Below are 19,898 nucleotides of genomic sequence, written 5' to 3'. Positions count from 1 at the left end.
ACGAAATATTGTCTACAGTATGGAGGTTGCCCCAGCAAGGCTCCGAGCACGGCTTGGTGCAAGCGGTGTTGGTTGTCTCCTCAACTGTCTTCTCAACCGTGGTTCCGCTGCCTACGGTTGGGGACTCATGAGTCCCCCCATGGCACCCCCGGGCTGGAGCCGCTGGCTCGTTCCCCCCGCCGCCCTCTCGGTCCACCTCTCCATCGGCCAGGCCTACGCCTGGTCCGTGTTCAAACCGCCCCTCGAATCCGCGCTCGGCCTCAGCGGCACGCAGAGCGCGCTGCCCTTCCAGCTCGGCATCGTCATGCTCGGCCTGTCCGCCGCGTTCGGCGGCACACTCGTGGAACGGCACGGGCCGCGCTGGGCGATGACCGTCGCCCTGGTCTGCTTCTCGTCCGGGTTCCTGCTCTCCGCACTCGGCGCGGCGGTGGAGCAGTACTGGCTGATCGTCCTCGGCTACGGCTTCGTCGGCGGGATCGGCCTCGGCATCGGCTACATCTCACCGGTCTCCACACTGATCAAGTGGTTCCCCGACCGGCCGGGCATGGCCACCGGCATCGCCATCATGGGCTTCGGCGGCGGCGCGCTGATCGCCTCGCCCTGGTCGGCCCAGATGCTGGAGTCCTTCGGCGCCGACAGCTCGGGCATCGCGCTGGCCTTCCTCGTGCACGGACTGACGTACGCCGTCTTCATGCTGCTGGGCGTCCTGCTGGTGCGCGTACCGCGCCCGAAGGAACGCGCCGACGGCGGCCCGGACGGGGCCCGGGGCGTGCAGGTCTCGGCGCGCGAAGCGGTGCGCACCCCCCAGTTCTGGCTGCTGTGGGTCGCGCTCTGCATGAACGTCACCGCCGGCATCGGCATCCTGGAGAAGGCCGCCCCGATGATCACGGACTTCTTCGCCGACACCTCCACCCCCGTGTCGGCCACGGCCGCCGCCGGGTTCGTCGCGCTGCTGTCGGCGGCCAACATGGCGGGACGGCTCGGCTGGTCCACGGCCTCCGACCTGATCGGACGCAAGAACATCTACCGCGTCTACCTGGGCGTCGGCGCGCTGATGTACACGCTCGTCGCCCTGTTCGGCGACGCCTCCAAGCCCTTGTTCGTGCTGTGCGCCCTCGTCCTCCTCTCCTTCTACGGCGGCGGCTTCGCCACGGCACCCGCCTACCTCAAGGACCTCTTCGGCACGTACCAGGTCGGCGCGATCCACGGGCGGCTGCTCACCGCCTGGTCCACGGCCGGCGTCCTCGGGCCGCTGATCGTCAACTGGATCGCGGACCGGCAGGAGGAGGCCGGGCGGCACGGCCCGTCCCTGTACGGGCTGTCGTTCGTCATCATGATCGGGCTGCTGGTGGCCGGCTTCGCCGCCAACGAACTCATCCGCCCGGTCCACGCCCGCCACCACATGCCCGCACCCGCGCAGAAGGAGGCCGCCGATGTCCCCCGACAGCAGCCAGAGTCCGCCTGACCTGCCCGACCGGCGCCCGCTGATCGCGTTCACCTGGATCTGGGTAGGAGCACCGCTCGCCTACGGGCTGTACGAACTCGTCCGGAAGGCCACCCAGCTGTTCACCGGATGAGGGGAAGGGCGCCCCGGATGCTGACCGAAGCCGACAAGGCGGGCGCCCGTTTCCTGTCGCTTCACCTGCCGACGTACTCGCCGGTCACTCATCACACTGGTGGATCCCGTCCCCGAGGCAACGAGGATTCCATCCATGCACGGCTCGCGCATCACCGCCGTCGGCCACTACCAGCCCGCCGGGACTCTCACCAACGAGGACCTGGCGGGCATGGTCGACACCAGCGACGAGTGGATCAGGAGCCGGGTGGGCATCCGTACCCGCCGCATCGCCGGACCCGACGAGCCCGTCGACGAGCTGGCCGGCCACGCCGCCGCGAAGGCGCTCGCCGCGGCCGGGCTGGTCCCCGCGGACGTGGACCTGGTGCTGGTGGCCACCTCCACCGCCATCGACCGCTCGCCGAACATGGCGGCCCGGGTGGCGGCCCGCCTCGGCATCCCCGGGCCCGCCGTGCTGGACCTCAACGTCGTCTGCGCCGGCTTCACGCACGCCCTGGCCACCGCCGACCACGCCGTCCGGGCCGGTTCGGCGAACCGCGCCCTCGTCATCGGCGCGGACAAGATGTCCGAGGTGACCGACTGGACCGACCGCACCACCTGCGTGCTCGTCGGCGACGGGGCGGGGGCCGCCGTCGTGGAGCCCTGCGCCCCGGGCGAGGACGCGGGTATCGGCCCGGTCCTGTGGGGCTCGGTGCCCGAGATGGGCAACGCGGTCCGCATCGAGGGCACGCCCCCGCGGTTCGCGCAGGAGGGGCAGAGCGTCTACCGCTGGGCGACCACCAGACTGCCCGCCATCGCGCGCCGGGCCTGCGAACGCTCCGGACTCGAGCCCGCCGACCTCGCCGCCGTCGTCCTGCACCAGGCGAACCTGCGGATCATCGAGCCCCTCGCCGCGAAGATCGGCGCCGTCAACGCGGTCGTCGCCCGCGACGTCGTGGAGTCCGGCAACACCTCGGCGGCGAGCATCCCCCTCGCCTTCTCCAAGCTCGTCGAACGCGGCGACATCACGGCCGGGGATCCGGTGCTGCTCTTCGGGTTCGGCGGGAACCTCTCCTACGCCGGGCAGGTCGTCCGCTGCCCGTGACACCACAGGGGGCGGCCCCGGCCGCGGTGTGACGTGGCCGACACTCCCGGTCCCGGCCTCCGTGCGCCGTAGACTGTAGACGAAAGACAATCGATACTTGGCGTACTGCTCGTGCCGTCCGTCGAGGGGGACCGATGTTGTCCGCAGGACTGCCGCAGGGCGCGGTGCCCAAGCTCGAACGGCCCGGCCCGCTGCGCGACCGTGTCTACGAGGCACTGCTCGAACTCATCACCACACGTGCCCTCCAGCCCGGCCAGCATCTCGTCGAGAGCGAGCTCGCCGGTCATCTGGGGGTGTCCCGTCAGCCCGTGCGGGAGGCGCTCCAGCGGCTCAACACCGAGGGCTGGGTCGATCTGCGTCCCGCGCAGGGCGCGTTCGTGCACGAGCCGACCGAGGAGGAGGCCGACCAGCTGCTGACCGTCCGTACGCTGCTGGAGGCCGAGGCCGCCCGGCTCGCCGCCGCCAACGCCGGCAAGGCGGGCGTGGCCGCGCTGGAGGAGCTCTGCGCGGAGGGGGAGCGGGCCGTCGCCGCCGACGACGTGGACGCCACCGTCGTCCTCAACGCCCGCTTCCACGCGACGATCATGGAGCTGGCCCGCAACACCGTCCTCGCCGAGCTCGCCGCGCAGGTCGACCGCCGGGTCCGCTGGTACCACACACCGGTCGCCCGGCAGCGCGGCATGCAGTCCTGGGTCGAACACCGCGAGCTGATCGCCGCCATCGGCGACCGCGACGAACAGCGGGCGACACGGCTGATGCGCGAGCACACGGAGCACACGCGGCGCTCGTACCACGAGCACCGCACCTCCTGAGACCACAGGCGTAACCAGGCCGTCCGGCGCACCGACCGGGCGGCCTCGTCGTGGCCCCGGCCACCGGACCCGTCGCCCCCCTTTGTCCTCTCAGTGGAGAAAGTTGGCAGCAATTCATGCGCGACTTCTTCCCACACCGGGCGCCCACTGCTACGTTCCCTCCGAAAGCAAGCCACGGATGTGGCCGGAAAACCGGTACACTCAAGCCGATTGAGGCGGGGAGGGGTTCGTGAGACGCATGACGGCACGACCTGCGAACGCCCATCAGGCCCGGCTGCTGCAGCTGTTGCGTGACGGCGGCCCCAACTCCCGCGCCCAACTCGGCGACCAGGTCGACCTGTCCCGGTCCAAGCTGGCGGTCGAGGTGGACCGGCTGCTGGAGACCGGGCTGGTGGTGGCCGACGGACTCGCCGCCTCGCGCGGCGGCCGCCGTTCCCACAACGTCCGCCTCAACCCCGAACTCCGCTTCCTCGGCGTCGACATCGGCGCGACGTCGATCGACCTCGCGGTCACCAACGCCGAACTGGAGATCCTCGGGCACATCAACCAGCCCATGGACGTACGCGAGGGACCGGTCGCGGTCTTCGAGCAGGTGCTGTCCATGGCCGCCAAGCTGCGGGCCTCGGGGCTCGCGGAGGGCTTCGATGGCGCCGGCATCGGCGTCCCGGGACCGGTCCGCTTCCCCGAGGGCGTGCCGGTCGCGCCGCCGATCATGCCGGGCTGGGACGGCTTCCCCGTGCGGGAGGCGCTCAGCCAGGAACTCGGCTGCCCGGTCATGGTCGACAACGACGTGAACCTGATGGCGCTGGGGGAGCAGCACGCGGGCGTCGCCCGCACCGTCGCCGACTTCCTCGTCGTCAAGATCGGCACCGGCATCGGCTGCGGCATCGTCGTCGGCGGTGACGTCTACCGGGGGACGACCGGCAGCGCGGGCGACATCGGCCACATCCAGGCCGTGCCCGACGGACGACCCTGCGCCTGCGGCAACCGGGGCTGCCTGGAGGCGCACTTCAGCGGCGCCGCACTGGCCCGCGACGCCACGGAGGCCGCCCAACAGGGCCGGTCCGCCGAGCTCGCGACCCGGCTGGAGGCGGGCGGGGCCCTCAGCGCCGCCGACGTCGCCGCAGCGGCCGCCGCGGGCGACGCCACCGCACTCGACCTGATCCGGGAGGGCGGCCGCAGCACCGGCCAGGTCATCGCCGGCCTGGTCAGCTTCTTCAACCCGGGTCTGGTCGTGATCGGCGGCGGGGTGACCGGCCTCGGGCACAACCTGCTCGCCGCGATCCGCACGCAGGTCTACCGCCAGTCGCTGCCACTGGCGACCGGCAACCTGCCCATAGTCCTCGGGGAGCTGGGCCCCACCGCCGGCGTCATCGGCGCGGCCCGGCTGATCAGCGACCACCTCTTCTCACCCGCGTAGGCACCACCCGCCTCCCGAGCTCCACCAGTACAGCGCTCTGCCCTGCCCTGCCCTGCTCTGCCCTGACACCGGCCCGCATGCCCGCCGAGGGGACCTCACATGGCACCAGAACCACCGCTGCTCAGCATGTCCGGCATCACCAAGTCGTTCCCCGGAGTCCGGGCCCTCGACGGCGTCGACCTCGACGTCCAGGCCGGCGAGGTGCACTGCCTGCTCGGCCAGAACGGGGCCGGCAAGTCCACCCTCATCAAGGTGCTCGCCGGCGCCCACCAGCCCGACACCGGCACCATCCGCTGGCGCGGCGAGGACGTCACCCTGCGCTCGCCGATCGCGGCGATGCGCCTCGGCATCGCCACCATCTACCAGGAACTCGACCTGGTGGAACACCTGTCGGTCGCCGAGAACGTCCACCTCGGACACGAGCCGACCACCGCCGGATTCGTCGTCCGCGGACGAGCGGCCAGGGCGTCGACCGCCCAGCTGCTCAAGCGGCTCGGGCACCCCGAGGTCGACCCCGGGCGGCTGGTCGGTGACCTGTCGGCGGCACAGCAGCAGATCGTGTCCATGGCGCGGGCGCTCTCCCACGACGTACGGCTGATCGTGATGGACGAGCCGTCCGCCGCCCTCGACCCGGACGAGGTCGACAACCTCTTCCGCATCGTGGCCGACCTCACCGCCGACGGCGTCGCCGTCGTCTACATCTCGCACCGCCTGGAGGAGATCCGCCGCATCGGCGACCGGGTCACCGTCCTGAAGGACGGCCGGGCCGTCGCCGGCGGGCTGCCCGCCGAGTCGACCCCGACCCGCGACGTGGTGGCGCTGATGACGGGACGCAACGTCGAGTACGTCTTCCCCGAGCGGCCGGCCTCGCCGCCGGCGGCGGATCCCGTACTGAGCGTGCGGGGGCTGGCCCGGGACGGCGAGTTCGCCCCGCTCGACCTGGACGTCCGCCCCGGCGAGATCGTCGGCCTGGCCGGGCTGGTCGGCTCCGGCCGCTCCGAGATCCTGGAGACGGTCTACGGGGCCCGCAGGGCGAGCGCCGGACAGGTCCTCGTGGAGGGACGCCCGCTGCGCCCCGGCAGCGTGCGCGCCGCCGTCCGCGCCGGACTCGGGCTCGCCCCCGAGGAACGCAAGGCGCAGGCCCTGCTGATGCTGGAGTCCGTCACCCGCAACGTGTCGGTCTCCGCCCTGTCCCGCTTCTCGCGCGCCGGCTGGATCGACCGCGGCGCCGAACTGGGCGCGGCCCGCTCGGCCACCCGCGAACTGTCGCTTCGGCCCGACAACCCGTCCGTGCCCGTGCGCACCCTGTCCGGCGGCAACCAGCAGAAGGCGGTCCTCGCCCGCTGGCTGCTGCGCGGCTGCCGGGTCCTGCTCCTGGACGAACCCACCCGCGGCGTCGACGTCGGCGCCCGCGCCGAGCTCTACGCGGTCATCCGCCGCCTCGCCGACGAGGGCCTCGCCGTCCTGCTGGTCTCCAGCGAGGTGCCCGAGGTGCTCGGCCTCGCCGACCGGGTGCTGGTGCTGCGCGAGGGCCGCGTCGTGCACGAGGCCCCCGCCCGCGAACTCGACGAACACCGCGTACTCGACCTCGTGATGGAAGGAAGCCCGGCGTCATGACGCAGCACGTGTCCCCGCCACGGGGCGGCACCGGCAAGGCGGCACCGGTGGACGGTCCGCCCGCCTGGCGGAGCCTGACGGCCCGCGCCGACCTGCGCACCCTGAGCCTGCTCGGCGTGCTCGCCGTACTGGTCCTCATCGGCGGCATCACCCAGCCCGATTCGTTCCTCGACACCCGCAACCTGCAACTGGTGCTCACCCAGGCGTCCGTGATCGGCGTCGTCACCGTCGGCATGACCTTCGTGATCGTCTCCGGCGGCATCGACCTGTCCGTCGGCGCCATCGTCGCCCTGTCGTCGGTGTGGGCGACCACCGTCGCCACCCAGGAGTACGGCTTCGCCGGCATCCTGTTCACCGCGATCATCGTCGGAGTGGGCTGCGGGCTGGTCAACGGGGTGCTCATCGCGTACGGCGCGATGGTCCCGTTCATCGCCACCCTCGCCATGCTGGCCTCGGCACGCGGCCTCGCGCTGCAGATCACCGACGGCCGCACCCAGGTCGTCACGGTGCCCAGCGTGCTGGACCTCGGCGAGCGCGACTCCTATGTGCTGGGCGTGCCGCCGCTGGTCCTGGTGTTCGCGGCCGTCACCGTCATCGGCTGGCTGCTGCTCAACCGGACCACCTTCGGCCGCCGCACCGTCGCCGTCGGCGGCAACGCGGAGGCCGCCCGGCTCGCCGGCATCGACGTCCGCCGCCAGCGGCTCTACCTCTACCTGCTGTCCGGGCTGTGCTGCGGCATCGCCGCCTTCCTGCTGATCGTCCTGGCCGGCTCCGGCCAGAACACCAACGGCAACCTCTACGAACTCGACGCCATCGCCGCCGCGATCATCGGCGGCACGCTCCTCACCGGAGGGCGCGGGACCATCGTCGGCTCCGTGCTCGGCGTCCTCATCTTCACCACGATCACGAACATCTTCGCCCTGAACAACCTGCAGAGCGACGTCCAGCAGATCGCCAAGGGAGCGATCATCGTCGCCGCCGTGCTGGTCCAGCGCCGTACCGCGAGCACGAACTGAGGAAAGGGTCCACCACCATGCAGCAACTCAACGCGAGTCGCAGAGGACTGCTCTTCGGAGCCGCCGCCGTGTCCGCCGGTGCCTTCCTCACCGGCTGCACGAGCAACGAGAGCGACGACGAGAAGCCGGCGGCGAACGACCAGCCGGCCGCCGACGACAAGCCGGGCAAGGCCGTCACCATCGGCTACGCCGGTCCGCAGGCCGACCACGGCTGGCTCAACGCCATCAACGACAACGCCAAGAAGCGCGCCGAGAAGTACTCGGACGTCACTCTCGAGGTCACCGAGGGCTCCAACGACACGGCCGCCCAGATCGGCCAGATCGAGACCCTGATCAACAAGAAGGTCGACGTCCTCGTGGTGCTGCCCGCCGACGGCAAGGCACTCACCCAGGTCGGACTGAAGGCGATGCGCGCCGGCATCCCGGTCGTCAACCTCGACCGCATCTTCAACAGCCCCCAGGCGTACCGCTGCTGGATCGGCGGCGACAACTACGGCATGGGCCTCAACGCCGCCCACTACATCGGCGAGAAGCTCAAGGACAAGCCGGACGCCAAGGTCATCGAGCTGGCTGGCCTGGACAACCTGGAGCTGACCCAGCAGCGCACCCAGGGCTTCGACGACGGCCTGAAGAACTACCCGAACATCAAGAAGGTGGCCCGCCAGGCCGCCGAGTTCACCGTCGAGTCCGGCCAGGCCAAGATGGCCCAGCTCCTGCAGGCCCAGTCGAAGTTCGACGCCCTGTGGAACCACGACGACGACCAGGGCGTGGGCGCGCTGCGCGCCATCGAGCAGGCGGGCCGCGACGACTTCCTGATGGTCGGCGGCGCCGGGGCGCTCTCCGCCTTCCAGGCCATCAAGGCGGACAGCGGCGTCCTGAAGGCGACCGTGCTGTACCCGCCGACCATGGCCGCCTCCGCGATCGACCTGGCCCGCGCCCTCGGCCAGGGCAAGGGGATCGGCGGACTCGCCGAGTTCGAGATCCCGTCGACGGTCACCTGCTACTCGGCCGTCGTCGACAAGGAGAACGTGGACCAGTACATGTCCACCGGCTTCAAGTGAGGCCCGCCGCCCCGGCAGCGGCCTGACCAGCCGGCCGGGGCGGGGCCCACCCCCCACCGCGCCACCACGACGAGGAGGACATCCGCATGGGACAGCCGCAGCAGCCCGAGGGGGCAGGGGCGGACGCAGCAGCGACCGGTACCGGTGCCGGTACCGGCGACACGGCCACGGGGGCATCCGCGACCAGACCGCCGCTGCGCGTCGGCATGGTCGGCTACGCCTTCATGGGCGCAGCCCACTCCCAGGGCTGGCGCACCGCCGGCCGGGTCTTCGACCTGCCGCTGAACCCGGTCATGACCGCCATCTGCGGCCGGGACGCCGACGCCGTCCGCACGGCGGCCGACCGGCACGGCTGGGGGAGCGCCGAGACCGACTGGCGGTCCCTGGTGGAACGGGACGACATCGACCTCGTCGACATCTGCACCCCCGGCGACAGCCACGCCGAGATCGCGCTGGCCGCGCTCGCCGCCGGCAAGCACGTCCTGTGCGAGAAACCCCTCGCCAACACCGTCGCCGAGGCGGAGGCGATGACCCGGGCCGCCGAGGAGGCGGGCGCGCGCGGCCGGCTGGCCATGGTCGGCTTCAACTACCGCCGGCTGCCCGCCACCACGCTGGCCCGGCGCATGGTCGCCGAGGGACGCATCGGCCGGCTGCGGCACGTGCGGGTGACGTACCTCCAGGACTGGCTGGTGGACCCGCAGGCCCCGCTGACCTGGCGGCTGCGCAAGGAGCTGGCCGGCTCCGGTTCGCTCGGCGACCTGGGCGCGCACATCATCGACCTCGCCCAGTACCTGACCGGAGAGCGGCTGGCCGGCGTCTCCGCCCTCACCGAGACCTTCGTGCGGGAGCGTCCCCTGCCCGGCGGTGCGGCGCGGGGCCTGTCCGCCACGTCGGCGGCCGGCACGGGAGAGGTCACCGTGGACGACGCCGCCGTGTTCACCGGCCGCTTCACCTCCGGCGCCCTCGCCTCCTTCGAGGCCACCCGGTACGCCACCGGCCGCAAGAACGCCCTGCGCATCGAACTCAACGGGGAGCGCGGCTCGCTCGCCTTCGACCTGGAACGGCTGAACGAGCTGTCGTACCACGACGCCTCCGAACCGGGGGAGCACGCCGGATTCCGCCGCATCCTGGTCACCGAGCCCGAGCACCCCTACCTGGACGCCTGGTGGCCGCCGGGCCACGGACTGGGCTACGAGCACTCCTTCGTCCACCAGGCGCGCGACCTCGTCCACGCGGTCGCCGAGGGCCGCAGGCCCGACCCCTCCTTCGCCGACGGGCTGCAGGTGCAGCGTGTGCTCGCGGCCGTGGAGGAGAGCGCCGAGAAGAACTCCGTCTACACCCCCGTCGCCATCACGTCGATCGCCGTCTGAGGAGGCCAGAAGCGCATGCCGCGCAACTTCACGCTGTTCACCGGGCAGTGGGCCGACCTGCCCCTGGAGGAGGTCTGCCGGCTCGCCCGCGACTTCGGCTACGACGGCCTCGAACTCGCCTGCTGGGGCGACCACTTCGAGGTCGACAAGGCCCTCGCGGACCCGTCCTACGTTGACTCCCGCCATCAGTTGCTCGACAAGTACGGCCTGAAGTGCTGGGCGATCTCCAACCACCTCGTCGGGCAGGCCGTCTGCGACGCCATCATCGACGAACGCCACCAGGCCATCCTGCCCGCCCGGATCTGGGGCGACGGCGACGCGGAAGGCGTCCGGCAGCGCGCCGCCGCGGAGATCAAGGACACCGCGCGCGCCGCCGCCCGCTTCGGCGTCGACACCGTCATCGGCTTCACCGGCTCCGCCATCTGGCATCTGGTCGCCATGTTCCCGCCGGCGCCCGAGTCGATGATCGAACGCGGCTACCAGGACTTCGCGGACCGCTGGAACCCCATTTTGGACGTCTTCGACGCCGAGGGTGTGCGGTTCGCGCACGAGGTCCACCCCAGCGAGATCGCCTACGACTACTGGACCACGCAGCGCGCCCTGGAGGCGGTGGACCACCGGCCCGCCTTCGGCCTCAACTTCGACCCGTCGCACTTCGTGTGGCAGGACCTCGACCCGGTCGGCTTCCTGTGGGACTTCCGCGACCGGATCTACCACGTCGACTGCAAGGAGGCCCGCAGGCGCCTCGACGGCCGCAACGGCCGCCTCGGCTCCCACCTGCCGTGGGGCGACCCGCGGCGCGGCTGGGACTTCGTGTCGGCCGGGCACGGCGACGTCCCCTGGGAGGACGTCTTCCGCATGCTGCGCTCCATCGACTACCGGGGCCCGGTCTCCGTCGAGTGGGAGGACGCCGGCATGGACCGGCTCCAGGGCGCTCCCGAGGCCCTCACCCGGCTCAAGGCGTTCGACTTCGAGCCGCCCAGCGCGTCCTTCGACGCCGCGTTCAACAGCTGATCCACGCCACCGACGACAGGTCGGCACGGGGGCCGGGACACCCGCCGGTCCCCGGTCCGACCTGCCCGGGCACCGCTTTGTCCTGAGCGGGGTAAAAGTTCAACTATTCGCGGTCCAAGGGGTATTCGGTCAGGACAAACGCGGCTACCGTCCCTGAAGTGTTCAGGACACACACGCCTCCGGGGTGACGGCGCACCCCGGCGCCCGCACCGCACGCCTTCGCACCCGTTCCGTACGGCCCATTCCGTTCCCGGAGGGACTTCGTGCACAGAAGCAGACTCAAAGGCACCGACACCACGAGGCGGCCCAGACTTCGCACCACCCTCGCCCTGATCACCGGCCTCGCACTGGCGGTGGCCACCCCGGCGACCGTCGCCGGCGCCCAGCCCGGCGGCTCGGCGCTCGACGAGGCGGCGGCCCCCGCGGCCGCCGAGGGGCAGTTCCAGCAGGTACCGCTCGCCAAGGGCGAACCCGAGATGGGCGAGCCGATGTCGCTCGCCGTCCTCCCGGACCGCAGCGTCCTGCACACCGCCCGCGACGGCACACTGCGCCTCACCGACCAGGGCGGCGTCACCAAGGTCGCCGGCAGGATCCCCGTCTACAACCACGACGAGGAGGGCCTGCAGGGCGTCGGCATCGACCCGGACTTCAAGAACAACCGGGCGATCTACCTCTACTACGCCCCGCCGCTCGACACCCCCGCGGGCGACGCCCCGGAGACCGGCACCGCCGAGGACTTCAAGAAGTTCGACGGCGTCAACCGCCTCTCCCGCTTCGTCCTCAACCCCAACGGCACGCTGGACATGGCCAGCGAGAAGAAGGTCCTGGACGTCGCGGCCTCCCGCGGCACCTGCTGCCACGTCGGCGGCGACATCGCCTTCGACGCCCAGGGCAACCTCTACCTGTCCACCGGCGACGACACCAACCCGTTCGCCTCCGACGGGTACACGCCGATCGACGAGCGCCCGGACCGCAACCCGGCCTTCGACGCCCGCCGCAGCGCGGGCAACACGAACGACCTGCGCGGCAAGATCCTGCGCATCAAGGTCGCCGAGGACGGCTCGTACACCATCCCCGAGGGCAACCTCTTCGCCCCCGGCACCGAGAAGACCCGTCCCGAGATCTACGCGATGGGCTTCCGCAACCCGTTCCGCATCAGCGTCGACAAGAAGACCGGCACGGTCTACGTGGGTGACTACGGCCCCGACGCCGGCGCCGCCGACCCGAAGCGGGGCCCGGGGGGACAGGTCGAGTTCGCCAAGGTCACCAAGGCCGCCAACTTCGGCTGGCCGTTCTGCACCGGCGACAACGACCCCTACGTCGACTACGACTTCGCCACCAAGACCTCCGGCGAGACGTTCGACTGCGCCGCACCGAAGAACACTTCGCCGCACAACACCGGCCTCGTCGACCTGCCGCCCGCGCAGGCCGCCTGGATCCCGTACGACGGCGGCTCCGTGCCCGAGTTCGGCAGCGGCTCCGAGTCCCCGATGGGCGGCCCGGTCTACCGCTACGACCCGAACCTCGAATCCTCGGTGAAGTTCCCCGAGGAGTACGACGGCGACTTCTTCGCCGGCGAGTTCGGCCGCCGCTGGATCAAGCGGATCGAGCAGAACGGTGACGGCACGGTCGCGAAGATCAACGACTTCCCGTGGACCGGCACCCAGATCATGGACATGGAGTTCGGCCCCGACGGCGCGCTCTACGTCCTCGACTACGGCCTCTCCTGGTTCCAGGGCGACAAGGACTCCGCGCTCTACCGGATCGAGAACGCCTCGGACGGCTTCTCCCCGATCGCCGAGGTGAGCGCGAACAGGACGTCCGGCGCCGCCGGCCTGAAGGTCACCTTCACCGGCTCCGCCAAGGACGCCGACTCCCCCGACCTCACCTACAGCTGGGACTTCGGCGACGGCACCAAGGGCGAGGGGCTCACGCCCACGCACCAGTACAAGAAGGTCGGCACCTACTCCGCGACCTTCACCGCGAAGGACCCCGAGGGCAACACCGGCCACGCCAGCGTCCGGATCGTGGTCGGCAACACCGAGCCCAAGGTGAAGATCGAGGTGCCGGGCAACGGCAGCATGGCCGCCTTCGGCGAGCCCGTCCCGTTCAAGGTGACCGTCACCGACCCCGAGGAGACCGTCGACTGTTCCAAGGTCAAGGTCGCCTACAGCCTCGGTCACGACTCCCACGCCCACGAGCTGACCAGCGAGACGGGCTGTGAGGGAACCCTGAAGCCGCCCGCCGGGGACGGCGGTCACGACCCCAACGCCAACATCTACGGCGTCGTCGGCGCCGCCTACACCGACGGCGGGGCGAACGGCCAGGAGGCCCTGACCGGCACCGCCCGCACCGTGGTCCAGCCGCTGCACCGCCAGGCCGAGCACTTCACCGCCCAGTCGGGCGTGAACACCTTCGACAAGGCCACCGCCAACGGCGGCAAGACCGTCGGCGACATCCACGACGGCGACTGGATCTCCTTCAGCCCCTACAAGTTCGACGGGCAGAAGAAGATGACCGTACGGGCCTCCTCCGGCGGCTCCGGCGGCTTCATCGAGCTGCGCACCGGTTCGCCCGACGGACCGCTGCACGGCTCGGCGTACATCCCGCCGACCGGCAGCTGGGAGACGTTCCAGAACGTCGACGTGCCGCTGCGGGCCCTGCCCGGGCGCACCACGGACATCTACCTGGTCTTCCGGGGCGGCGACGGCGCGCTCTACGACGTGGACGACTTCGAGTTCTCCAAGGAGCCGTTCAAACAGGGCAAGAAGGTCCTGGTCTTCTCCAAGACCGCGGGCTTCCGGCACGACTCCATCCCGGCCGGCATCGCCGCCCTGAAGGAGCTCGGCGCCCCGGCCGGCATCACGGTCGACGCGACCGAGGAGGCCAAGCAGTTCACCACCGCCAACCTCGCCAAGTACGACGCGGTGGCCTTCCTGTCCACCACCGGTGACGTCCTGAACGCCGACCAGCAGAAGGCGTTCGAGAACTACGTCGCGAACGGCGGCGGCTACATGGGCATCCACGCCGCGGCCGACACCGAGTACGACTGGAAGTTCTACGGCGGCCTCGTCGGCGCCTACTTCCAGTCGCACCCGGCCATCCAGAAGGCCACCGTGCGCGTCGAGGACCACGACCACCCGTCCACCGCGCACCTGGGCGACACCTGGGAGCGCACCGACGAGCTGTACAACTACCGCACCAACCCGCGCGAGCAGGCCAAGGTCCTCGCCACCCTCGACGAGACCACCTACCAGGGCGGCACCATGAAGGGCGACCACCCGATCGCCTGGTGCCAGGACTACGAGGGCGGCCGCTCCTTCTACACCGGCCTCGGCCACACCAAGGAGTCCTACGCCGACGAGACGTTCCGCGCCCATCTGCTCGGCGGCCTCCGGTACGCCACCGGCCAGGTCAAGGCCGACTGTAAGCCGGCCAAGGGCTACCGGAAGATCTTCAACGGCCAGACCCTGGACGGCTGGAAGCAGGCCGGCCCCGGCAAGTTCAACGTCAAGGACGGCACCCTGGAGTCCGAGGGCGGCATGGGCCTGCTCTGGTACCAGGCCAAGGAGCTGAAGTCGTACTCGCTCAAGCTCGACTGGAAGATGCAGGGCGACGACAACTCCGGTGTCTTCGTGGGCTTCCCGGCCTCCGACGACCCCTGGTCCGCGGTGAACAAGGGCTACGAGATCCAGATCGACGCCACGGACGCCGTGGACCGCACCACGGGTGCGATCTACACGTTCAAGGCGGCGAACATCAAGGCCCGTGACCAGGTCCTGCGGCCGCCCGGCCAGTGGAACTCCTACGAGATCAAGGTCCAGGGCGAACGCCTCCAGGTGTTCCTCAACGGAGTCAAGATCAACGACTTCACCAACAAGGACCCCGAGCGGAGCCTGACCGACGGCTACATCGGCCTGCAGAACCACGGCGCCGACGACCAGGTCTCCTTCCGCAACATCCAGCTGAAGGAACTGCCCGAGTAGGGCAACCGGAACGGCGGCGGGCGGAGAACGCCGGATCTCCGCCCGCCGTCTCCCCGGGCCACGCGCCCGGTACCCCGCTCGTCCCCTCCGGCACTCCCACCCGGTTCGCGTACGACAAGGAGGCTGCCCATGTCCGCCGAACCGTCCCTGCCCACCCCCTCCCCGGCCCCGCGCTTCGGCGTCTGGCTCATCGGGGCGCGCGGATCCGTCGCCACGACCGCGATCGCGGGCTGCGCCGCCGTCGCCGCCGGACTCCACCCGCCGACCGGGATGGTCACCGAGACCCCCGACTTCACCTCGTGCGGTCTGCCGCCGCTGTCGTCCCTCGTCTTCGGGGGCCACGACACCGTCGACTGCCCGCTGCCCAAACGCGCCGAACACCTCGCCGCCGGCGGTGTCCTGCCGCACGGCCTGCCGTCCGCCGTGCACGCCGAACTCGCCGCCGCCGAAGGGGAGATCAGGCCCGGCGGCCCCCTGCCCGGCGACACGGACGGCGGCCCGGACCGCACCCAGGACGAGTGGATCGACGTGTTCGCGGCCGACATCCGCGACTTCGTGCACCGCCAGGGCCTCGCCGGCGCCGTCGTGGTCAACGTCGCCTCCACGGAGCCCGCGCCCACCGGCGGCGCCCTGCCGCCCAGCTCCCTCTACGCGGCGGCAGCCCTGCGCGCCGGCTGCCCCTACGTCAACTTCACCCCCTCCACGGGCCTGCACCACCCGGCGCTGGCACCGCTCGCCGCGTCCTCCGGCGTGCCCTACGCGGGCCGCGACGGCAAGACCGGGCAGACCCTGCTGCGCTCCGTGCTCGGCCCGATGTTCGCGCAGCGCGCCCTCGCCGTGCGCGCCTGGTCCGGCACCAACCTGCTGGGCGGCGGCGACGGCGCCGCCCTCGCCGACCCCGCTGCCGCCGCCGCCAAGAACGCGGGCAAGGAACGCGTCCTCGCCGACACCCTCGGTGCGGCACCCGAGGGCGAGGTCCACATCGACGACGTCCCCGCGCTCGGCGACTGGAAGACGGCCTGGGACCACATCGCCTTCGACGGCTTCCTCGGCTCCCGCATGATCCTGCAGACCATCTGGCAGGGCTGCGACTCGGCGCTCGCCGCCCCGCTCGTCCTCGACCTGGCCCGGCTGGTCGCCCGCGCCCAGGAGAAGGGCCTGACCGGACCGCTGGGCGAACTGGGCTTCTACTTCAAGGACCCGGTCGGGGACGGCCCGTCGTCACTGGCCGAGCAGTACGTGGAGCTGCGGCGCTTCGCCGGGCGGCTGCGGGACGACGCCGACGACCGAGGAGCACAGCGATGAGCCGCACGGTCGCCACGGCGCGGGGCGCGTCCGCGCCCGCCGGACCGACGGCGGCCGGGGGCCCCACCGCCGAGACGGCCACCCCGGCCGCCTCCGGTGGCACGACGCCCGGCCCCTCCCGCTCCGGCCGCGCGGGCGCCTGGGCCGAACTGCTGCGTCTGCCCGCACTGTTCACCGTCCCCGGCGACGCCCTGGCCGGCGCCGCCGCGGCCGGCGCGCGCCCCGGCCCCCGCACCCTGCTCGCCATCGGGTCCTCCCTGTGCCTGTACGAGGCCGGCATGGCCCTGAACGACTGGGCGGACCGTGCCGAGGACGCCGTGGAGCGCCCGCACCGCCCGATCCCGTCCGGCCGCGTCCGCCCGGCCGCCGCCCTCGCCGCCGCCGGTGCCCTCACCGGCGCCGGGCTGGCGCTCGCCGCCGGTGCGGGACGGCCCGCCCTCGCGGTGGCCGCGCCCCTGGCGGCGACCGTCTGGGCCTACGACCTCGCCCTGAAGCACACGCCCGCCGGTCCCGCGGCCATGGCCGCCGCCCGCGGACTGGACCTGCTCCTGGGCGCCGCGGCCACCGGCGGCGGCACGCGCGCCGCGCTTCCCTCCGCCGCGCTGCTCGGCACGCACACCCTCGCCGTCACGGCCGTCTCCCGCCGGGAGACCACCGGCGGTTCGGTCCTGGCGCCGCTGGCCGCCCTCGCCACGACGGGGGCGCTGACCCGGCTGGTCACCCACCGCCGCACCCGACTCCCGGCAGGCCGGCGGGCAGCAGCCGCCCCCGGCCTGCCGGGCCCCGGCCCGGCCGGGCGCCCGCCCCGGGCCGACGGTGTCCTCACCACCGCCCTGGGCGCCGCCTACGCGGCCGCGGCCGCCCGCCCCTACTTCCACGCCACGCTCAACCCCTCACCCCCGCTCACCCAGCGCGCCGTCGGCGGCGGCATCCGGGCCACGATCCCGCTCCAGGCGGCCCTCGCCGCCCGCTCCGGCGCGGTCACCACGTCCCTCCTGGTCGCGGCCCTGGCCCCGGCCGGCCGGCTCTTCGCGAGGAGGGCCGGCATGAGGAAGGTGAGCATCACATGAACCGGAACCCGCAGCAGGAGCCGCACGCGAACGCGGACGTGACCGCGCCCGCCGGCCCGCGGCCGGAGCCGGACGGCGCCTCCGCGTCCCCCCTCCGCTTCGGCTACGGCACCAACGGCCTCACCGACCTCCGCCTCGACGACGCCCTCGCCCTCCTCGCCGACCTCGGCTACGACGGCGTCGGCCTGACCCTCGACCACATGCACCTCGACCCGCTCGCCCCCGGCCTCGTCGCCCGCACCCGCCGGGTCGCGCACCGTCTGGACGCACTCGGGCTGGACGTCACGGTCGAGACGGGCGCCCGCTACGTGCTCGACCCGCGCCGCAAGCACGGCCCGTCCCTCCTCGACCCGGACCCGGAGGACCGCGCACGCCGCACCGACCTCCTCGTGCGGGCCGTCCGGGTCGCCGCCGACCTCGGGGCGCACGCCGTGCACTGCTTCAGCGGCATCACCCCGCCCGGCACCGACGAGGACACGGCCTGGAAGCGGCTGGCCGAGTCCCTCGTCCCGGTCCTGGACGCCGCCGACACGGCCGGCGTGCCCCTGGCCGTCGAACCCGAACCGGGCCACCTGCTGGCCACCCTCGCCGACTTCCACGTCCTGCGCCGCACCCTCGGCGACCCCGGGAACCTCGGCCTCACCCTGGACCTCGGCCACTGCCAGTGCCTCGAACCCCTCCCGCCCGCCGAGTGCGTGCGCGAAGCCGCTCCCTGGCTGCGGCACGTACAGATCGAGGACATGCGCCGCGGTGTCCACGAACACCTCCCCTTCGGAGACGGCGAGATCGACTTCCCGCCCGTCCTGGAGGCCCTCGCCGCCACCGGCTACCAGGGCCTCACCGTCGTCGAACTGCCCCGCCACTCGCACGCCGGCCCCCACTTCGCCGAACACTCCCTCCCGTTCCTCCGCCGGGCGGCGGCAGCGGCGTCCACCTCCACGAACCACCGGGGCGAGCCGTCCGCCACCCTCTGAAGGGAGCCACCTCATGACCAGAAGCCACGCCACCCACCGCACCCAGGACACGGATGGCACCCCCGTCGAGCAGGCCGCCCAGGGCACCACCCCCGCCCACACCGCGCCGGCCGACCTGCGGGCCACGCTCGCCTCCCGGCTCGACGGAGCCGCCCGCGCCTGGCTCGACCAGGCCCTGGACGAGGCCACCGCCCACCCCGGCGCCCACGGCCCCATCTCCGTCTGGGAGCTGCGCCTCGCCGAGGCCGGCCGCCGCTGCGGCCCCGCCCACGCCGACGCCGCCCGCGTCCTCATCCTGCACGCGGCCCACGCCGACGCGGCCGTCCTGTCCCGGGTGTACGCGCAGGGCACCGCCGACGAGCGCCGCGCCGTCCTGCTGGCGCTGCCCCACCTCGTGCCCGGCCCCGACGCCCTCCCGCTCGTCGAGGACGCCCTGCGCACCAACGACACCCGGCTGGTCGCCGCCGCCCTCGGCCCGTACGCCGCCCGGCACCTGGACGCCCACCAGTGGCGGCACGCCGTGCTGAAGTGCCTGTTCACCGGCGTCCCCGTCGACCAGGTGGCGGACCTGGACCGGCGGGCCGGCGCGGACGCCGAACTCGCCCGCATGCTCGCCGACTACGCCGCCGAACGCACCGCCGCGGGCCGTCCCGTCCCCGACGACCTGCACCGCGTCCTGGCCCTGACCGAGGCCCCGCGCTCCTCGCACGGCACGGTCGACCCCCACGGCAAGGAGTCCTGATGCGCATCTTCGACCCCCACATCCACATGACCTCCCGCACCACCGACGACTACGAGGCCATGTACGCCGCGGGCGTCCGCGCCGTCGTCGAGCCCTCCTTCTGGCTCGGCCAGCCCCGCACCTCTCCCGACTCCTTCCGCGACTACTTCGACGCCCTCCTGGGCTGGGAGCCCTTCCGGGCCGCCCAGTACGGCATCGCCCACCACTGCACGATCGCCCTCAACCCCAAGGAGGCCAACGACCCGCGCTGCCTCCCCGTCCTGGACGAACTGCCCCGCTATCTCGTCAAGGACCGCGTCGTCGCCGTCGGCGAGATCGGCTACGACTCGATGACGCCCGCCGAGGACACGGCCCTGGCCGCCCAGCTCCAGCTCGCCGCCGACCACGGCCTGCCCGCCCTCGTGCACACCCCGCACCGCGACAAGCTCGCCGGCCTGCGCCGCACCCTCGACGTGGTCCGCGAGTCCGCCCTGCCCACGGACCGGGTCCTGGTCGACCACCTCAACGAGACCACCGTCAAGGACGCCAAGGACAGCGGCGCCTGGCTCGGCTTCTCCGTCTATCCGGACACCAAGATGGACGAGATCCGCATGGTCGCCCTCCTGCGCGAGTACGGCCCGGAACGGGTCCTGGTGAACTCCGCCGCCGACTGGGGCAGGAGCGACCCGCTCAAAACCCGCAAGGTCGGCGACCTGATGCTCGCCGAGGGGTTCACCGAGGACGACGTGGACCGGGTGCTGTGGCGCAACCCCGTGGCCTTCTACGGGCTCAGCGGGCGCCTGAGCCTCGACGTGACCGCGCCCGACGCCACGCACGAGGGCAACTCCATCCTGCGCGGCGGGGAGTGAGCG

General features: G+C 72.4%; 16 protein-coding genes. All 16 read left to right on the top strand.

The genetic code is table 11. The features are described 5' to 3' along the window. Nucleotides 1–127 precede the first annotated feature (127 nt). On the top strand, nt 128–1,465 hold the full coding sequence (locus ACIRG6_RS14960; protein WP_364677045.1) for an OFA family MFS transporter: 1,338 nt from the start codon (nt 128–130) through the stop codon (nt 1,463–1,465). Next, complete coding sequence (locus ACIRG6_RS14955) at nt 1,434–1,577, top strand: MFS transporter small subunit (RefSeq protein WP_239764454.1); 144 nt, start codon at nt 1,434–1,436, stop codon at nt 1,575–1,577. The genes ACIRG6_RS14960 and ACIRG6_RS14955 overlap by 32 nt, the downstream gene beginning before the upstream one ends. Before the next feature lie 135 nt (nt 1,578–1,712). Next, the gene (locus tag ACIRG6_RS14950; RefSeq protein ID WP_364677047.1) at nt 1,713–2,660 is read left to right on the top strand and encodes a beta-ketoacyl-ACP synthase III; all 948 of its coding nucleotides are present in this window, start codon (nt 1,713–1,715) and stop codon (nt 2,658–2,660) included. Between the two features lie 134 nt (nt 2,661–2,794). Then, entirely contained in the window at nt 2,795–3,472 is a 678-nt protein-coding gene (locus tag ACIRG6_RS14945) for a GntR family transcriptional regulator (protein ID WP_364677049.1), read from the top strand. A 238-nt stretch (nt 3,473–3,710) separates the two neighbouring features. Further along, a complete protein-coding gene (locus tag ACIRG6_RS14940) occupies nt 3,711–4,892 on the top strand; it encodes an ROK family transcriptional regulator (protein ID WP_189232446.1) in 1,182 nt (393 codons plus the stop codon). Nucleotides 4,893–4,991: 99 nt separating this feature from the next. Continuing rightward, complete coding sequence (locus ACIRG6_RS14935) at nt 4,992–6,509, top strand: sugar ABC transporter ATP-binding protein (RefSeq protein WP_364677051.1); 1,518 nt, start codon at nt 4,992–4,994, stop codon at nt 6,507–6,509. Beyond that, on the top strand, nt 6,506–7,525 hold the full coding sequence (locus tag ACIRG6_RS14930; protein WP_318215272.1) for an ABC transporter permease: 1,020 nt from the start codon (nt 6,506–6,508) through the stop codon (nt 7,523–7,525). The genes ACIRG6_RS14935 and ACIRG6_RS14930 overlap by 4 nt, the downstream gene beginning before the upstream one ends. A 17-nt stretch (nt 7,526–7,542) precedes the next feature. After that, nucleotides 7,543–8,586 carry a substrate-binding domain-containing protein gene (locus tag ACIRG6_RS14925; protein WP_239764459.1) on the top strand — a complete coding sequence of 348 codons (1,044 nt, stop codon included), beginning with the start codon at nt 7,543–7,545 and terminating at the stop codon, nt 8,584–8,586. Nucleotides 8,587–8,672: 86 nt separating this feature from the next. Beyond that, the gene (locus ACIRG6_RS14920) at nt 8,673–9,956 is read left to right on the top strand and encodes a Gfo/Idh/MocA family protein (protein ID WP_403322849.1); all 1,284 of its coding nucleotides are present in this window, start codon (nt 8,673–8,675) and stop codon (nt 9,954–9,956) included. A gap of 15 nt (nt 9,957–9,971) precedes the next feature. Continuing rightward, nucleotides 9,972–10,970 carry a sugar phosphate isomerase/epimerase family protein gene (locus ACIRG6_RS14915; RefSeq protein ID WP_225636896.1) on the top strand — a complete coding sequence of 333 codons (999 nt, stop codon included), beginning with the start codon at nt 9,972–9,974 and terminating at the stop codon, nt 10,968–10,970. A gap of 263 nt (nt 10,971–11,233) precedes the next feature. Next, nucleotides 11,234–14,956, top strand: coding sequence for a ThuA domain-containing protein (locus ACIRG6_RS14910; protein WP_364677055.1), 3,723 nt, complete (start codon nt 11,234–11,236; stop codon nt 14,954–14,956). Between the two features lie 129 nt (nt 14,957–15,085). Then, entirely contained in the window at nt 15,086–16,261 is a 1,176-nt protein-coding gene (locus ACIRG6_RS14905) for an inositol-3-phosphate synthase (protein ID WP_364677056.1), read from the top strand. Beyond that, nucleotides 16,258–17,331: an SCO3242 family prenyltransferase gene (locus ACIRG6_RS14900; RefSeq protein WP_364822856.1), complete on the top strand. Its 1,074-nt coding sequence runs from the start codon at nt 16,258–16,260 to the stop codon at nt 17,329–17,331. Before ACIRG6_RS14905 ends, ACIRG6_RS14900 begins: the two co-directional genes overlap by 4 nt. Further along, nucleotides 17,328–18,305: a sugar phosphate isomerase/epimerase family protein gene (locus ACIRG6_RS14895; protein WP_364822854.1), complete on the top strand. Its 978-nt coding sequence runs from the start codon at nt 17,328–17,330 to the stop codon at nt 18,303–18,305. The genes ACIRG6_RS14900 and ACIRG6_RS14895 overlap by 4 nt, the downstream gene beginning before the upstream one ends. Before the next feature lie 13 nt (nt 18,306–18,318). After that, entirely contained in the window at nt 18,319–19,047 is a 729-nt protein-coding gene (locus ACIRG6_RS14890) for an EboA domain-containing protein (protein WP_364822851.1), read from the top strand. After that, on the top strand, nt 19,047–19,895 hold the full coding sequence (locus tag ACIRG6_RS14885) for a TatD family hydrolase (RefSeq protein ID WP_350715028.1): 849 nt from the start codon (nt 19,047–19,049) through the stop codon (nt 19,893–19,895). The genes ACIRG6_RS14890 and ACIRG6_RS14885 overlap by 1 nt, the downstream gene beginning before the upstream one ends. The last annotated feature ends 3 nt before the right edge of the window (nt 19,896–19,898 follow it).

The sequence above is a fragment of the Streptomyces flaveolus genome (assembly GCF_044765825.1).
Taxonomy (GTDB): domain Bacteria; phylum Actinomycetota; class Actinomycetes; order Streptomycetales; family Streptomycetaceae; genus Streptomyces; species Streptomyces flaveolus.
Note: the sequence above shows the minus strand (reverse complement) of the source record. Positions and strands in the feature narration are given on the sequence as shown.

Bases quoted from the DNA above. Each gene is read 5' to 3' on its own strand.
- ACIRG6_RS14960 (WP_364677045.1), top strand. From the start codon at position 128: ATGAGTCCCCCCATGGCACCCCCGGGCTGGAGCCGCTGGCTCGTTCCC.
- ACIRG6_RS14955 (WP_239764454.1), top strand. From the start codon at position 1,434: ATGTCCCCCGACAGCAGCCAGAGTCCGCCTGACCTGCCCGACCGGCGC.
- ACIRG6_RS14950 (WP_364677047.1), top strand. From the start codon at position 1,713: ATGCACGGCTCGCGCATCACCGCCGTCGGCCACTACCAGCCCGCCGGG.
- ACIRG6_RS14945 (WP_364677049.1), top strand. From the start codon at position 2,795: ATGTTGTCCGCAGGACTGCCGCAGGGCGCGGTGCCCAAGCTCGAACGG.
- ACIRG6_RS14940 (WP_189232446.1), top strand. From the start codon at position 3,711: ATGACGGCACGACCTGCGAACGCCCATCAGGCCCGGCTGCTGCAGCTG.
- ACIRG6_RS14935 (WP_364677051.1), top strand. From the start codon at position 4,992: ATGGCACCAGAACCACCGCTGCTCAGCATGTCCGGCATCACCAAGTCG.
- ACIRG6_RS14930 (WP_318215272.1), top strand. From the start codon at position 6,506: ATGACGCAGCACGTGTCCCCGCCACGGGGCGGCACCGGCAAGGCGGCA.
- ACIRG6_RS14925 (WP_239764459.1), top strand. From the start codon at position 7,543: ATGCAGCAACTCAACGCGAGTCGCAGAGGACTGCTCTTCGGAGCCGCC.
- ACIRG6_RS14920 (WP_403322849.1), top strand. From the start codon at position 8,673: ATGGGACAGCCGCAGCAGCCCGAGGGGGCAGGGGCGGACGCAGCAGCG.
- ACIRG6_RS14915 (WP_225636896.1), top strand. From the start codon at position 9,972: ATGCCGCGCAACTTCACGCTGTTCACCGGGCAGTGGGCCGACCTGCCC.
- ACIRG6_RS14905 (WP_364677056.1), top strand. From the start codon at position 15,086: ATGTCCGCCGAACCGTCCCTGCCCACCCCCTCCCCGGCCCCGCGCTTC.
- ACIRG6_RS14900 (WP_364822856.1), top strand. From the start codon at position 16,258: ATGAGCCGCACGGTCGCCACGGCGCGGGGCGCGTCCGCGCCCGCCGGA.
- ACIRG6_RS14895 (WP_364822854.1), top strand. From the start codon at position 17,328: ATGAACCGGAACCCGCAGCAGGAGCCGCACGCGAACGCGGACGTGACC.
- ACIRG6_RS14890 (WP_364822851.1), top strand. From the start codon at position 18,319: ATGACCAGAAGCCACGCCACCCACCGCACCCAGGACACGGATGGCACC.
- ACIRG6_RS14885 (WP_350715028.1), top strand. From the start codon at position 19,047: ATGCGCATCTTCGACCCCCACATCCACATGACCTCCCGCACCACCGAC.